13 protein-coding genes are annotated in these 15363 nt (G+C 28.1%); 11 read left to right on the top strand and 2 right to left on the bottom strand.

Annotated features, from left to right (window positions below; genetic code table 11):
* Nucleotides 1–1661: SbcC/MukB-like Walker B domain-containing protein (locus HUJ77_RS02905; protein WP_291707074.1), on the top strand; the 1661-nt coding region annotated here is incomplete at its 5' end.
* Between the two features lie 110 nt (nucleotides 1662–1771).
* Here the strand turns inward: HUJ77_RS02905 and HUJ77_RS02900 are convergent.
* On the bottom strand, nucleotides 1772–2665 hold the full coding sequence (locus tag HUJ77_RS02900) for an AraC family transcriptional regulator (protein WP_291707073.1): 894 nt from the start codon (nucleotides 2663–2665) through the stop codon (nucleotides 1772–1774).
* A gap of 137 nt (nucleotides 2666–2802) precedes the next feature.
* On the opposite strand from HUJ77_RS02900, the gene HUJ77_RS02895 reads away from it, so the two are divergent.
* The 10 genes from HUJ77_RS02895 (at nucleotide 2803) to HUJ77_RS02850 (ending at nucleotide 14361) form a co-directional block, all read left to right on the top strand.
* Nucleotides 2803–4143 carry an MATE family efflux transporter gene (locus tag HUJ77_RS02895; protein WP_291707072.1) on the top strand — a complete coding sequence of 447 codons (1341 nt, stop codon included), beginning with the start codon at nucleotides 2803–2805 and terminating at the stop codon, nucleotides 4141–4143.
* Between the two features lie 278 nt (nucleotides 4144–4421).
* Nucleotides 4422–6062, top strand: coding sequence for a hydroxylamine reductase (gene hcp, locus HUJ77_RS02890; RefSeq protein ID WP_291707071.1), 1641 nt, complete (start codon nucleotides 4422–4424; stop codon nucleotides 6060–6062).
* Nucleotides 6063–6268: 206 nt separating this feature from the next.
* Nucleotides 6269–6937 carry a Crp/Fnr family transcriptional regulator gene (locus HUJ77_RS02885; RefSeq protein ID WP_291707070.1) on the top strand — a complete coding sequence of 223 codons (669 nt, stop codon included), beginning with the start codon at nucleotides 6269–6271 and terminating at the stop codon, nucleotides 6935–6937.
* Between the two features lie 189 nt (nucleotides 6938–7126).
* Entirely contained in the window at nucleotides 7127–8554 is a 1428-nt protein-coding gene (locus tag HUJ77_RS02880) for an NAD(P)/FAD-dependent oxidoreductase (protein ID WP_291707069.1), read from the top strand.
* Nucleotides 8555–8564: 10 nt separating this feature from the next.
* The gene (locus HUJ77_RS02875; RefSeq protein ID WP_291707068.1) at nucleotides 8565–9818 is read left to right on the top strand and encodes an NAD(P)/FAD-dependent oxidoreductase; all 1254 of its coding nucleotides are present in this window, start codon (nucleotides 8565–8567) and stop codon (nucleotides 9816–9818) included.
* Between the two features lie 12 nt (nucleotides 9819–9830).
* Nucleotides 9831–10184: a DUF1667 domain-containing protein gene (locus HUJ77_RS02870; protein WP_291707067.1), complete on the top strand. Its 354-nt coding sequence runs from the start codon at nucleotides 9831–9833 to the stop codon at nucleotides 10182–10184.
* 261 nt (nucleotides 10185–10445) lie between these two features.
* On the top strand, nucleotides 10446–10715 hold the full coding sequence (locus tag HUJ77_RS02865; RefSeq protein ID WP_291707066.1) for an ACT domain-containing protein: 270 nt from the start codon (nucleotides 10446–10448) through the stop codon (nucleotides 10713–10715).
* A 22-nt stretch (nucleotides 10716–10737) separates the two neighbouring features.
* Nucleotides 10738–12093 (top strand): PFL family protein, encoded by a 1356-nt coding sequence (locus HUJ77_RS02860; protein WP_291707065.1) that lies wholly within the window; start codon nucleotides 10738–10740, stop codon nucleotides 12091–12093.
* A gap of 241 nt (nucleotides 12094–12334) precedes the next feature.
* A complete protein-coding gene (locus HUJ77_RS02855) occupies nucleotides 12335–13093 on the top strand; it encodes an NAD(P)H-dependent oxidoreductase (protein ID WP_291707064.1) in 759 nt (252 codons plus the stop codon).
* A gap of 32 nt (nucleotides 13094–13125) precedes the next feature.
* On the top strand, nucleotides 13126–14361 hold the full coding sequence (locus tag HUJ77_RS02850; RefSeq protein ID WP_291707063.1) for a hypothetical protein: 1236 nt from the start codon (nucleotides 13126–13128) through the stop codon (nucleotides 14359–14361).
* Between the two features lie 55 nt (nucleotides 14362–14416).
* Here the strand turns inward: HUJ77_RS02850 and HUJ77_RS02845 are convergent, their stop codons facing one another.
* A complete protein-coding gene (locus HUJ77_RS02845) occupies nucleotides 14417–15052 on the bottom strand; it encodes a TrkA C-terminal domain-containing protein (RefSeq protein ID WP_291707062.1) in 636 nt (211 codons plus the stop codon).
* Nucleotides 15053–15363 lie beyond the last annotated feature (311 nt).

Raw genomic sequence — 15363 nt, 5'->3', positions numbered from 1 at the left:
TAGATAAGAAAGAAGTTTATGAAAAATTAGAGGATGTTTTTAGAAGAAATGTAGCAGGAATATTAGCAAAGGATTTAAAAGAAGGGGAAGCTTGCCCAGTTTGTGGCTCAACTAACCATCCATACTTAGCTCATATTGATGTGGATAGTATAAATGAAGAAGCTGTAAAAGAAGCAAAATTAAAGACAGAAGAAGCTTATAATACTAGAGAGAAATATTATAGAGAGTTAACTAAAATTAAGGCAGAAATAGATTCTCTAAAAAATGATTATATTAAGCCTTTATTTATTGAAATTTATAATGAAGATAATATTGATGATTTAAATTATTCTATAGAAAAAGTTAATAACAGCATAAAAGTAAATAATGAAGAATTAAGTTTATTACTTAATAAGAAAGCTAATATGGAAAAAGAAGTTTCAAAAGAAGTTGAAAAGAACAAAAGAAAGAGTGATATTGAAACTATTAATGAAAATTTAGCATTAGAATTAAAGAATAAGAATAATGAGCTTGTTATTAAAGAAGGGGAATTTAAGTCTCAAGAAGCAAATTTAGAAAATATAATAAAGGAATTTAATGGAGAAATTAAAACTATAGATGCTTTAGAAAAGGAAGAATTTAATATTAATAAAGAATTAGATAATATTAAGGAAAGCTATAATAAAGCTGAAAAGTATTATAACGATTTAAAAACTATTTTTGATAAAGAAAATGGAAATAAAGCTTCCTTAGAATCTATGGTTAAAACTTCAGAAGAAGAATTAAATATTGCAGTAGAAAATTTCAAAAACAAGGTTATTGAATTAGGCTTTGAAGGATATAAGGATTATTCTGAAAGTAGGCTTCCAGAGGAAGAACTGGATTTACTTGAAAATAGTATAAATGAATATAATATGAATCTTTCTAATTCAGAAAAAATATATAACATTTCCTTTGAAGGTTGTAAGGACTTAAAATTTGTAGATGTTTATTCTATTGAAGAAGAATTAAAGTTAAAAAATCAAGATAAGATAAAATTAGAAGAAGAGGAAAAACAAATTTACTTAAGGGTAAATCAAAATAGTAAAATCCTTCTTGAGTGTAAGAACTTTAATAAATCAATAGAAGCAGATGAAAAGAAATATAGTAATGTTGGTAAATTAGCAAAGATAATTAATGGAGATAATCCTAGAAAAATCAGCTTTGAAAGATATGTTTTAGCTGCATATTTTGAAGATATTATAACTGCTGCAAATTTAAGATTTTCTCAAATGACCTGTAATAGATTTGTGCTTTTAAGAAAAGAGGAACTTGGCGATAAGAGAAAAGGCCAAGGTCTAGATCTTCTAGTATTTGATAATTACACAGGAAAGTCTAGGGATGTAAAAACTTTATCTGGAGGGGAATCCTTTAAGGCATCTCTTTCAATGGCATTAGGATTAGCAGATGTAGTACAAAGCTATTCAGGTGGAATACAATTAGATACTATGTTTATAGATGAAGGCTTTGGTACATTAGATCCAGAATCTTTAGATGCTGCTATAGAATGTCTAATAGAACTTCAAGGAGATGGAAGAGTAGTTGGAGTTATATCTCATGTACAAGAATTAAAGGATAGAATAGAAGTAAAATTAGAAGTATCTTCAACAAACAAAGGAAGTAAAGCTGAATTTAAAGTTTAATAGAAAGTTATAATTGAAAATAAGATTAAGTAAATAAGAGGATAATAGATATTATATTCTACTAACTGGAATTTACCAAGTTTAAAGAAAGATAGTATCTACCTCTTTTTCTATAATACAAGAGAAGTCTTTCGAAACTTATTAGGAGATGTAGACATATATTTTTTAAAGGTTTTTATGAAATAGGATACATCCCCAAAACCAACCTCATAAGCTATTTCTGTAATTGATAAACTTGTATTAGATAAAAGCAATGCTGCTTTTTGAATCCTAAAGTGATTTATGTATTGGGTACAAGTTTTGCTTGTCTCATTTTTAAAAAATCTTAAAAAATGATATTCACTATACTTAGCTATATCAGCTAATTCTTTAATTGAAATAGGTTTTTTATAATTGGTTTGTATATATTTAATTACTTCCTTTAGCTTTTCAACTTTAATTAAATCATTATAATGATCTTTTTCTATATCGATAGTTACATGATTTTCATTAAATAGTGTATAAAAAATATTAAAAAGAAAGGATTTAATAGATAACTGATAACCGTAGTTTCTAGAATTAAAGCTATCAATTAGTTGCTTAAAGGAATTAATTATAGAGCTATATCCACTATCTTTAGAAGTAATTATATTTCTAAATAGCAATTTATTTTCAATTATTGGATTAATAAAGCTAATTTGAGAGTAGTCTAGGGTACTCCCTTCAATAAGAGAAAGATTAAAAACAAGAGCTATATAAGATACTTTAGAATCCTTTAATCCAGCCATATAATGAATAGAGCCTTTAGGAATTACTATGAAATCTCCTGATGAAATAGTGAAAGTTTTAAAATCTATATGAATTTGTGAATTACCATCTAGAATATATATAAATTCCATTTCGTCATGCCAATGGGAATAAGAGTCTGCTGAACTTTGAGCTTCTATATTATATACCTGTAAAGGCAATTGGATATTTCCATGGCTAACTTGCTCTTTAAGTTTTAAATAACTTGTATTATCCATTTTTAATAAACTCCTTTATTATTAGCAAAATACTTATATTTATAAGCAATTTTCAACGAGAATAATAGCTATATTAACAGTATAATACAAAGGGAAATAAATATCATTATGAATATACATTTTTGTATGGAGGATTTATGGATATAAAAGTTAAGAATGATCTAAAAAAAATAACATGGCCATTATTTGTTGAAATTGCCTTGTTTTCTCTTTTAGGCAGTGTAGATACTATAATGCTTGGAAAGTATTCTGACAATGCAGTAGCAGCAGTTGGAGTATCAAATCAAGTAATTTGGATGTTTAATCTTCTTTTTGTAATAATAACTTCAGGAACATCAATTTTAATAGCACAACACTTAGGTGCTAAAAGCAAGAAAGAAACCATAATTCAAGTTGCAGGAATATCAATTGGAATAAATCTTATAGTTGGAATCATTGTAAGTGTTTTAATGTTCTTAGGTGGAAGCTCTATTTTGAAGTTTTTAAATACTCCTGTTGAAATAATGGAATTTGGGCGTCAATACTTATATATAGTTGGAGGATTTTTATTCTTTCAATCTATAATGATGACATTTACGGCTATATTAAGAGCTCATAGCTTAACAAAGGTTTGTATGAAAGTAACTATAACAATTAATATAATAAATATTGTATTAAATTATATTTTAATATTTGGAAAGCTAGGACTTCCAGTAATGGGAGTTGCAGGGGCAGCACTTGCCACTACTATAAGCAAAGCTGTAGGAGTAGTAGTTTTAGGGAAAATAACCTTTAACTTAATATTTAAGAAGGCTACCTTAAGTATGTTTAAGCCATTTCCTAAGCAGCAATTTGTAAATATATTAAAAATAGGAATACCTTCAGCAGCAGAAAACATTTCATATAATTTTTCACAAATAGTTGTAACTAGTTTTATAAACTTATTAGGACCTAATAGCATGGCAACTAAGAGCTACATAGGGACAATAGTTTGTTTTAGTTTCATTTTTGCTTCAGCAATTGGACAAGGTGGAGGCATAATGATAGGTAGATTTATAGGAAATAAAGACGAAGATAATGCCTATAAGTTATGTATGTATACTATAAAAAAAGCAGTACTAGTATCTATAGTTATAAGTATTATAATTTCAGTAGTAGGAAGAGGTGTAATAGGTATTTTAACCACCAATAAAGAAATCATATCTATTGCATCAATTATATTCTTAATAGAAATCTTATTAGAGCCAGGGAGATGCATTAATCTTGTTGGAATTAATGGATTAAGGGCAGCAGGAGATGTAAGATTTCCAGTTTATATAGGTGTATTTTCAATGTGGACCTTTGGTGTAGTATTGTCATATATACTTGGAATAAGATTTGGACTTGGATTAGTAGGCGTTTGGATTGGGTTTACAATTGATGAATGCTTTAGAGCTATCCTTGTACTAATAAGATGGAAAAGTGGTAAGTGGAGAGGAAAATCCTTTATTAAGAATTAAATACTAAATGAATATAAAAATTTATATAAATACTAATATTAAAGTCTTTTTAAAATAGTTTATTACTATATTGAAGAGGCTTTTTTGTTTTGAACATATAAAGACTAATTTTTTTTGATTCTTTTATTTGTGTAGTTTAAATAGTGATAATTTAATGGGAATAAAAAATAAATATATTTTTATTTAAGTGTAACAAATGTTACCGAATTAATTAATTAAGATAAATATAATAAAGCCATAAGATAAATAATTAATTAAAACCAAGGGGGATTTATCAGATGGAAAACAAAATGTTTTGCTTCCAATGTCAAGAAACAGCAGGTTGTACTGGATGTACTAAGTTTGGGGTTTGTGGAAAATCACCAGAATTAGCAAGAATGCAAGATTTATTAGTATATACAACAAAAGGATTATCAGAAGTTACTACAAGACTTAGAAAAGAAGGAAAAGAAATTTCAAAAGAAATAAATCATTTTATTACATTAAACTTATTTACAACAATAACTAATGCTAACTTTGATGATGAAATATTCTACGAAAGAGTAAGAAGAGTTTTAGAAATCAAAGAAGATTTATTAAATAAATTATCAAATAAAGATGGATTATCAGAAGCTGCATTATGGACAGCTGCTACAAGAGAAGAATATGATGCTAAATCTACAGAAGTTGGTGTATTAGCAACTAAGGATGAAGATATAAGAAGCTTAAGAGAACTTATAACTTATGGATTAAAGGGATTATCTGCTTATATGAAGCATGCAAATGAATTAAGCTATGATAATGAAGAAATAAGTGCATTTATGCAAGAAACTCTAGCTAAATTATTAAATGATAATTTAACTGTTGATGAATTAGTTGCACTAACTTTAGAAACTGGTAAGGTTGGGGTAGAGGGTATGGCTCTACTTGATAGTGCAAATACTGGAACTTATGGACATCCAGAAATGACAAAGGTTAATATAGGAGTTAGAAGTAACCCAGGAATATTAGTTTCAGGTCACGACTTAAAGGATTTAGAACAATTATTAGAGCAAACAGAAGGAACAGGAGTAGATGTTTATACACATTCAGAAATGTTACCAGCTCACTACTACCCAGCATTTAAGAAATATGATCACTTTGTAGGGAACTATGGAAATGCATGGTGGAAGCAAAAAGAAGAATTTGAAAGCTTCAATGGCCCAATTTTAATTACTACTAACTGTATAGTACCACCAAAGGATAGCTATAAAGAAAGAATGTTTACAACAGGTGCAGCAGGCTTTACAGGATGTAAGCATATAGCTGGTATAGATGGAGAAACTAAGGACTTCTCAGAAATTATAGAACTTGCTAAGAAATGCAAGGCTCCAACAGAAATAGAAAGAGGAGAAATTATTGGTGGATTTGCTCACAATCAAGTATTTGCTTTAGCAGATAAGGTTGTAGATGCTGTTAAATCAGGAGCTATTAAGAAGTTCTTTGTAATGGCAGGATGTGATGGAAGAGCTAAATCAAGAAACTACTACACAGATTTTGCAAAGGCACTTCCAAAGGATACTGTAATATTAACAGCAGGATGTGCAAAATATAAATACAATAAATTAGACTTAGGTGATATTGGTGGAATTCCAAGAGTTCTAGATGCAGGACAATGTAATGATTCATACTCATTAGCATTAATAGCATTAAAGCTTAAAGAAGTATTCGAATTACAAGATATAAATGAATTACCAATAGCATTTAATATTGCATGGTATGAGCAAAAAGCTGTAATAGTATTATTATCATTACTATACCTTGGAGTTAAGAATATCCACTTAGGACCAACACTTCCAGCATTCCTTTCACCAAATGTTGCTAAAGTATTAGTTGAGAACTTTGGTATTGGTGGAATAACTAATGTTGAAGATGATATAAAAATGTTTATGGAAATGTAATTATATTTAAAAGCTATTGTAAAACTAGTATAACTAGGGTTACAATAGCTTTTTATTATAATTTGTGATAGTATAATAAAAAATTAAATAATGAAGAAATGAAAGAATGAAGGAATGAAATTAAGTTTTGCAAAGCAAAACAACCATAATTTTTCACTCTTAACTATTCACTAAAAATTACTTTGTAACTTTTTTAGGAGGTTTTTATGATTAAAGTTTTAAAAAATACATGTTTTTTTAAGGGAATTGAAGAGGAAGAAATAGATAGTATTTTAAAGAGTCAGCATTACTTAGTAAGAGATTACAAGAAAAATGAAGTTATAGCTAATCAAGGAGAAAAGTGTAATAGCTTATCAGTGATACTTGAGGGAAAGGCTGTAATACAAACTATATATGAAAATGGGAAGGTATTAACATTATCTAATTTTAATGTAAGTGATGTCTTTGCAGAAGCTCTATTATTTTCAAAGGATAAAGAATATCCTGCAACAGTAATGGCTCTTGAAAATTGTAAAATTCTATCTTTTCCTAAAAATAGTGTTTTAGGGATAATGCAAAAAAATACTAAGTTTGCTGAGAATATGTTAGAACTTTTATCTCAAAAAATAGTTATTTTAAATAGAAAAATTAATTTAATAGAACTAGATTCTATTAGAAGGAAAATATGTAAGCTACTATTAGATAATTATAAGAGAAATAATACTTATGTATATAAAATAGATTCTAAGAAAGAACTTGCTGAAGCACTAGGGATTCCAAGACCATCACTTTCAAGGGAATTAATTAAAATGAAAGATATGGGAATAATAGATTTTAATTTAAAGGAAATTAAAATTACTGATTTGGAAGGTTTAGAAGATGAATTTTTCATATAAAATAAATAAATTAAAACTATATACAGATTATTAAATATATGTTAGAATTATACTATAATTTATTTAATGTGCTGAGAGATTTAGAGATAAGCATGAGAATAAGGTGTATTCCTGTTTTTATGCTTTTTTTTGTCGTGTAAAAAGCAAATAATAAGGGGAATATAAATAATATTTTAGGGAGGTAATAATATGTATGACGTTATAATAATAGGAGCTGGGGTAATTGGAGCGTCCATTTTTAGAGAATTAACTAAGTTTAATTTGAAAATTGCTGTTTTAGAAAAAGAAAATGATGTAGCAATGGGGACAACAAAAGCAAATTCAGCAATAATTCATGCTGGATATGACCCAGAGTATGGAACATTAATGGCTAAATATAATGTTATTGGAAATGAAATGTTTGAAGGCTTATGTAAGGAGTTATCAGTACCTTTCACTAGAAATGGATCTTTAGTGCTTGCTTTTGATGAAAACGATATGAAAGTAATAAAACATCTATATGAAAATGGAGTTAAAAATAATGTAAAAGACTTAAAAATATTAACTAAAGAAGAGGTTTTAGAACTTGAACCAAATATAAATGATAATATTTATGGAGCTCTATATGCCCCAACTGGTGGAATTGTTGGACCTTTTGAGTATACTATTGCATTAGTTGAAAATGGAGTTAAAAATGGTGGAGAAGTTAAGCTTAATTCTGAAGTAGCATCAATAACAAAGGATGATGTATTTACAATTAAGCTAAAAAATAATGAAGAAATAAAAACTAAATATATTATAAATGCAGCAGGAGTTTATGCGGATAAAATTCATAATATGATCTGTGAAGAAAGCTTTAAAATCACTGCAGTTAGAGGAGAATATTATGTTTTAGATAAAGATGAAGGAAAAAATTTCAAAAATACTGTTTTCCAATGTCCATCAAAGCTTGGAAAAGGAGTTTTAGTTGCTCCAACTGTTCATGGAAACTTAATTGTTGGACCTAATGCAGAGGAGATAGATGACAAAGATTCACTAAAAACTACAGCTGAAGCTTTAGAATTTATTAGAAATACTGCAATAAGAACAACAAATAAGGTTAATTTCAGAAATGCAATTAGGAATTTTGCAGGATTAAGAGCAGATACTGATAAAGGTGATTTTATTATAGAAGAAAATGATAAAGTAAAAGGATTTATTGATGTTTCAGGTATTAAGTCTCCAGGACTAACAGCTGCACCAGCTATTGCAATTGATGTAGTTGAAATGTTAAAAAATTCTGGCTTAAATTTAATAAAAAATGATAAATTTAATCCTTATAGAAAACAAATTAGATTTATGGAATTATCTGCAGATGAAAAGAAAGAAATTCTTAAAGAAAATAAGAACTATGGCAGAATAATATGCAGATGTGAAGAAATTACAGAAGGTGAAATAGTAGATGCAATTCATAGAGGCTTTGGAAATATTTCTTTAGATGGAATAAAGAGAAGATGTAGACCAGGAATGGGAAGATGCCAAGGTGGCTTCTGTGGTCCTCGTGTTCAAGAAATAATTTCAAGAGAATTAAATATACCACTTGAGAGTATAGAGCTAGAAAAAGATGGTTCTTATATATTAACTGGAAAGTCAAGGTAGGAGGGGTATTATGATATATGATTTAATAGTAGTTGGAGGTGGACCAGCTGGACTTGCAGCTGCATATGAAGCCTTTTTAAATGGAGTAAATAATATTTTAATTATAGAAAGAGATAAAGAACTTGGAGGAATACTAAATCAATGTATTCATAATGGATTTGGTCTTCATACCTTTAAAGAAGAATTAACTGGACCAGAATATGCAAATAGATTTATTAAGCTTGTAGAAGATACAAATATTGAAATAAAATTAGATACTATGGTTTTAGAAATAGAAGAAGATAAAAAAATTCATGCTATTAATACTGAAGATGGATACATGATTTTAGAAGCAAAATCTATTATTTTGGCTATGGGTTGTAGAGAGAGAACTAGAGGAGCTATTGGTATTCCTGGAGACAGACCTTCTGGAATATTTACTGCAGGAGCAGCACAAAGATATATTAATATTGAAGGATATATGCCAGGAAAAGAAGTGGTTATTTTAGGATCTGGTGATATTGGATTAATTATGGCTAGAAGAATGACCTTAGAAGGAGCAAAGGTTAAGGCAGTAGTTGAACTTATGCCTTATTCAAATGGATTAAATAGAAATATTGTTCAATGTTTAAATGATTATGATATTCCACTTTATTTATCTCATACAGTAACAGATGTTATTGGTGATAAGAGAATGGAGAAGGTAATTATTTCAAAGGTTGATGAAAATAGAAAACCTATTAAGGGAAGTGAAATAGAATTTTCATGTGATACCTTATTATTATCAGTAGGATTAATACCAGAAAATGAATTATCTAAAAAAGTAGGTGTTAATTTAGATAATAGAACAAGTGGATTAATTGTAACAGAAAGTATGGAAACTAATATTGATGGTATCTTTGCTTGTGGTAATGTAGTACATGTTCATGATTTAGTAGACTTTGTTACAGAAGAAGCTAAACGTGCTGGAAAGGCAGTAGCAAAATATTTAGGTAATTCATTAGAAAAGAAAAATTATATAAATATTAGAAATGCAAAAGGAATTAATTACACAGTGCCTCAAAAGATATCTGCTAATGATATAGATGATAATTTAACTATTTTTATGAGAGTAAATAATGTTTATAAAGATATGATTATAAAAGTTATGTCAGGAGATAAGGTAGTTAAACAATTAAAGAAGAAGCATCTAGCTCCAGCTGAAATGGAAAGAGTAGTAATTAATAAAGAATTATTAAAAGATTTAAATGAAGATATAATAATATCTTTAGAGGAAGTAAATTAAGGGGGGAGCAAAGTGGAAAAAGAACTAATTTGTATATGTTGTCCTATGGGATGTCATCTAAAAGTAAATATAGAAGAAAATAAAGTTACTGGAAATGGATGTAATAGAGGGATTAATTATGGATTAAATGAAGTTACTAATCCAGTTAGAGTAGTAACAACAACTATCAAAGTTAATAATGCTGAACTTTCTGTACTTCCTGTAAAAACTAAAGGAGAAATTCCTAAAGGATTAATATTTAAATGTATGGAAGAATTAAAGAAGTTAGAAGTGAATGCACCTGTAAAAATAGGAGATGTAGTTTTATCAAATATATTAGATACAGGAATAGACATTGTAAGTTGTAGAGATTTAAAAGAAGTTTAGTAGACTACTTAGAATAAAAAATTAATTGCAAATTGAAAAATAAATTTTAAAATTAATTGTAAATAGGCGTATTTCATTCATTTTAAAGTGTATCTAATAATTTTACTATGACTTGTAGTTAATACAAGATTATAGGGGAAATTATTAGATACACTTTTTTTTATTTAACAAAATTATATGTGTTTGACAACATTTAATGCTAAGTATAAAATTATATTAACTTTTTTGATAAATAAAAAAATAATGTAGGAGTTGAAGATTATGAAGGCTATTTTAACAGTAATCGGAAGAGATAAAGTTGGTATTATTGCAGGAGTTAGTGCTGAATTATTAAAGTTAAACATTAATATTTTAGATGTTAATCAAACTATAATGGACAAGTATTTCACAATGATAATGATGTTGGACTTAAAGGAATCAAATTCAAGTTTTGATATCATAAAGAGTTCTTTAGTATCCAAGGGTGAAGAATTAGGTGTTGAAGTTAAAATTCAAAGAGAAGAAATATTTAATTCTATGCACACTTTATAATTGAAGGATATGGAGGATAGAGATGAATAGTAATAATATATTAGAAACAATAAAAATGATAGAAGAAGAAAAACTTGATATTAGAACTATAACTATGGGAATTTCTTTATTGGATTGTATAGATTCAGATGGAGATAAGGCTAGAGAGAAAATTTATAATAAAATAGTTAGTAGTGCTAAAGACCTTGTAAAAGTTGGTAAGGAAATTGAAAATGAATTTGGAATTCCCATAGTAAATAAAAGGGTTTCAGTTACTCCTATTTCTATAATTGCTGGGGCTACAGATGAAAAGGATTATGTGAAATTTGCAGAAACCTTAGATAAGGCAGCGGAAACCTTAGGTGTAGATTTTATTGGAGGTTTTTCAGCCTTAGTTCAAAAGGGATATACTAAGGGTGATAAAATACTTATTAATTCAATTCCAGAAGCCTTAGCAAAGACAAATAAGGTTTGCTCATCTGTAAATGTAGGTTCATCTAGAAGTGGAATTAATATGGATGCTGTAAGAGAAATGGGAGAAATCATTAAGAAGACAGCAGAATATACCAAAGAAACTAAAGGATTTGGATGTGCTAAACTTGTTGTGTTCTGCAATGCTGTTGAAGACAATCCATTTATGGCAGGTGCCTTCCATGGTGTAGGTGAGGCTGATAAGGTAATAAGTGTTGGTGTAAGTGGACCAGGAGTTGTTCAAAGAGCCTTGGAAAAGGTAAAGGGGGAATCCTTTGATGTAGTTGCTGAAACCATTAAGAAAACAGCATTTAAAATTACTAGAATGGGACAATTAGTAGCAAAAGAAGCTTCAGAAAGATTAGGAGTTCCATTTGGAATAGTAGATTTATCATTAGCACCAACTCCAGCAGTAGGTGATTCAGTTGCACATATATTAGAAGAAATGGGTCTAGAAGTAGTTGGAACTCATGGAACTACAGCAGCACTAGCTTTATTAAATGATGCAGTGAAAAAAGGCGGAGTAATGGCATGTGGACATGTAGGAGGCTTAAGTGGTGCATTTATACCAGTTTCTGAAGATGCAGGAATGATAGATGCTGTATTAAAGGGATCATTAAATTTAGAAAAATTAGAAGCTATGACTGCAATATGTTCAGTTGGATTAGATATGATTGCAGTTCCAGGAGATACAAGCGCAGAAACCATAGCTGCAATGATAGCAGATGAGTCAGCAATAGGTATGATAAATAATAAAACTACAGCTGTAAGAGTTATTCCAGCACCTGGATGTAAAGTTGGAGATATGGTGGAATTTGGAGGCTTATTAGGAACAGCACCAGTAATGGCTGTAAATAAATATTCATCCTCATTATTTATCCAAAGAGGCGGAAGAATACCAGCACCAATTCACTCATTCAAGAACTAGATAATAGAGAAGAGTGAAGAATTTTGGATGCTTTGCTTTGCAAAGCTAAGAATTTATTTTATGAAGTACTATTAATGATAATAATATATTTAGGGTTTTATATAAAATTTTATGTAAGTTTAAAACTCTTCACTTTTACTTCTTACTTATTCACTGATTTATTGTATAATATAAATAGAACAATTATCAAAAGAGGAAACAGTTAATATTGTTTTCTCTTTTATTATTTTAGGGGGAATTTATGAGGTGTGTTGTAATACATGGAAGTCCAAGGAGAGGTAATACTTGGAGGGTGCTAAATATTGCAAAAGAGGAAATGAAGAAAAAGGGTGAAATTGAATTTGTAGATATTGAATTGAGTAAAGAAGATATACCTTATTGTAAGGGATGTTTTTTATGTATTTATAAAGGAGAAGATAAATGTCCACATAATGAAAAAATTAAAGCTATAGCAAAGGAAATTGAGAATTCGGATGCTGTTATAATCACTTCACCTGTATATTCAATGCAGATTAGTGGACTATTAAAGAATTATATAGATCATATGTCTTATAATTTTCATAGACCTAAGTTTTTCAAAAAGAAAGCCTTAGTAATAACTACTACTGCAGGGGCAGGACATATAGCTTCAGCAAAGTATGTTAGAGATGTCCTTTATTATTGGGGATTTAATTTTGTAGAAATGCTCCCAATAGCTTATAGGGGAATGGAATTAAGTAATAAAAATATAGAAATAATAAAAAATAAGTCTGTTAAGTTTTCAGAAGATCTAATATCTAGGAAAATTCACAATCCACAAGTGAAATCTATTTTTATGTATAACTTATGGAGAAAATCAGGAGAAGCACCTTTTAAAGAAGGAGATGCAGATTATAGATATTGGAAGAATTCTGGATTATCAAAATGTGTATATCATCCAGATATTAAAGTTGGATTTTTAAAAAGGACTATAGGTAATGCAGCTTATAATTTAATTGGTGGCAAAGTTAAGAATAAATAAGATTAATGTAAGAATAGACTTGGGGGATTAAAATGGATTTGATAAACTCTATATATTTAAAGTGTAGTGAACAATGGTGGAAATCAAATAAAAACTTCAATTTAGATATTAAAAAATATACTAAAGAAGAAAAAAAGAATAAAGAGAAAAACCTAGATAAATATATAGACTTAATAATAAATAAATTAAATGAATTTCCCAAGGAAGATAATAAAAAGGGAAAATGGGAAAGTGAATTTAATTATATTATTAATAGCCTTATTGAAAGTGAAAAGGAAACCTTTAAGCTTGGAATAATAAACAAAGGGATTAAAGATGACTTTTTTAATAGCACTAAAAGCTTTATAAGAGAGGCGAAATTTTTCAATGAAAGCTTAAGTTATATGGACATAGGGCAAGCTATTAGAAATGTTTGGATAGTAAACATACTTCAAGCATCTTTTGGTGAAAAGGTAAAGCTTTCTAAGGCTATCTTTGGTTATAGCATGCTATATCCATATACAGATAATTATTTGGATAGTGTAGATATAAATAATATAGAAAAGAAGGATTTTAATGATAGGTTAAAAAGAAGATTAAAGGGTGAGAGGATAAAAGGCAAGAATTCCTATGAAGAATCTGTTTATAAATTAGTTAGTAAGATAGAAGAGGATTTTGAAAGAGAGAAGTATAGTGAACTATACGAAGCTTTACATTCAATTCATAAAGGTCAAATAAAGAGTTTAAAACAACAAGAGGGTATTAACATTCCATATGAAGAAGATATTTTAGGAATATCCATTGAAAAAGGTGGGTCATCAGTTTTAGTAGACGGATTTTTAACAAAAGGTAAAATAAATAAAGATGAAATATCCTTTTCTATCTTTTATGGATTTATGCTTCAATTAGCAGATGATTTACAAGATGTTAAGGCGGATATAGACAATAGTCATACAACAATTATGTCTCAATTAGCCCCTAATTACAATTTAGATAACATAGTAAATAAGTTAATTAATTTCACAGTTAATCTTTTAGAAGAAGAAAATTGTTTTAAGGGAGAAAATATACCAGAATTAAAGGAGCTTATAAAAACAAATTGTATAATGCTAATATTATTTTCAGTAATATTAAGTAAGGAGTTTTTTTCTTCTCAATATATAAAGATTATAGACGAATACATACCATTTTCTATAAAGTATATTGAGAATATTAAATTTAAAGTAAGAAAAAAGTTTAAGAAAATAGAATTTGAAGAGGCAGTTAACTATATATTAGGAATAAAATAAGATGGGGCTATGGCCCATCTTATAATTAAAAATTTAGAATGTAAAATACACCCTTTTACTTAGAAGATGAAGGTAAAGAAATATAATCTTTAACTGTTTCTATAACAGAATCTTCACCAACATAAACTATTATGTCGTTTGAATTAATTTTAAAGTATGGTCCTGGGGATAAGAATAAATCGCCATCTCTCTTAACAGCAATTATAGTAGCCTTAGTATTATGCCAAAAATTAAGTTCACCAATGCTTTTTCCAACGGCAAAGCTATCTTTTTCAACTATACTTTCAAAAGGAATTATAGAGCCAACATTTCTTAATTGAGTAGCAAATTGGATTACGCTATTTATATTTCTTTCTAGTTTATCATCAATTTCTTTTCTTTGCTTTATTAATTCAAAAGTTTCATTATTTAGATATGTAAAGTCAGTTTTAGTTTTAAATTTATTTAAAAACTCTTTAGCAGAATTCTTATCATTTATTATAATTCCACTTTTTTCGTTAATTGTAACAACATTCATATCCTTTAGAAGGGCCAGAGATCTTCTAATTGTTTCAGGAGATACATTATAAATGCTAACTAAAGTTGTACGACCTGTTATTTTTTCTCCTTCTACAAATTGGTTATTAACGATTCTATGTGCTATATCAACAGCTATTTTAATGTAGTTAGGTGTTTTAGTTTGTTTAAACAATTTTATCCGCTCCTTTATATACAAATTCTAACATACAATATTAGAAAGTAAAATGCTTATTTATTTCACAATTAATATAAAAGTTAAAAATAAAAGAATAAGAATTACTTTTAAAGCAGATAATTTTAATATATGAACAGATAGGAAAAAAAACTATAATTTACTAGTTTATTGCATTAAACTGTTATTTAATTGAATTTGGATATAACTTATTCTATAATTAATTTAATAGTTTTAATAAGAGGTATTTGTATGAAGAAAGAAGGTTTATTTTTAGAAAAAGAAATTCTTCAAGAAAAAAGGAAGAAAAA

Source organism: Clostridium sp. (genome assembly GCF_021443865.1).
Lineage (GTDB): Bacteria > Bacillota > Clostridia > Clostridiales > Clostridiaceae > Clostridium.
This window is presented reverse-complemented; position numbering and strand designations above follow the sequence as displayed.

What these genes read in the sequence shown, in the direction of transcription:
- HUJ77_RS02900 (WP_291707073.1), bottom strand. Translation starts at nt 2,665, where the DNA reads ATGGATAATACAAGTTATTTAAAACTTAAAGAGCAAGTTAGCCATGGA.
- HUJ77_RS02895 (WP_291707072.1), top strand. Translation starts at nt 2,803, where the DNA reads ATGGATATAAAAGTTAAGAATGATCTAAAAAAAATAACATGGCCATTA.
- hcp (WP_291707071.1), top strand. Translation starts at nt 4,422, where the DNA reads ATGGAAAACAAAATGTTTTGCTTCCAATGTCAAGAAACAGCAGGTTGT.
- HUJ77_RS02885 (WP_291707070.1), top strand. Translation starts at nt 6,269, where the DNA reads ATGATTAAAGTTTTAAAAAATACATGTTTTTTTAAGGGAATTGAAGAG.
- HUJ77_RS02880 (WP_291707069.1), top strand. Translation starts at nt 7,127, where the DNA reads ATGTATGACGTTATAATAATAGGAGCTGGGGTAATTGGAGCGTCCATT.
- HUJ77_RS02875 (WP_291707068.1), top strand. Translation starts at nt 8,565, where the DNA reads ATGATATATGATTTAATAGTAGTTGGAGGTGGACCAGCTGGACTTGCA.
- HUJ77_RS02865 (WP_291707066.1), top strand. Translation starts at nt 10,446, where the DNA reads ATGAAGGCTATTTTAACAGTAATCGGAAGAGATAAAGTTGGTATTATT.
- HUJ77_RS02860 (WP_291707065.1), top strand. Translation starts at nt 10,738, where the DNA reads ATGAATAGTAATAATATATTAGAAACAATAAAAATGATAGAAGAAGAA.
- HUJ77_RS02855 (WP_291707064.1), top strand. Translation starts at nt 12,335, where the DNA reads ATGAGGTGTGTTGTAATACATGGAAGTCCAAGGAGAGGTAATACTTGG.
- HUJ77_RS02850 (WP_291707063.1), top strand. Translation starts at nt 13,126, where the DNA reads ATGGATTTGATAAACTCTATATATTTAAAGTGTAGTGAACAATGGTGG.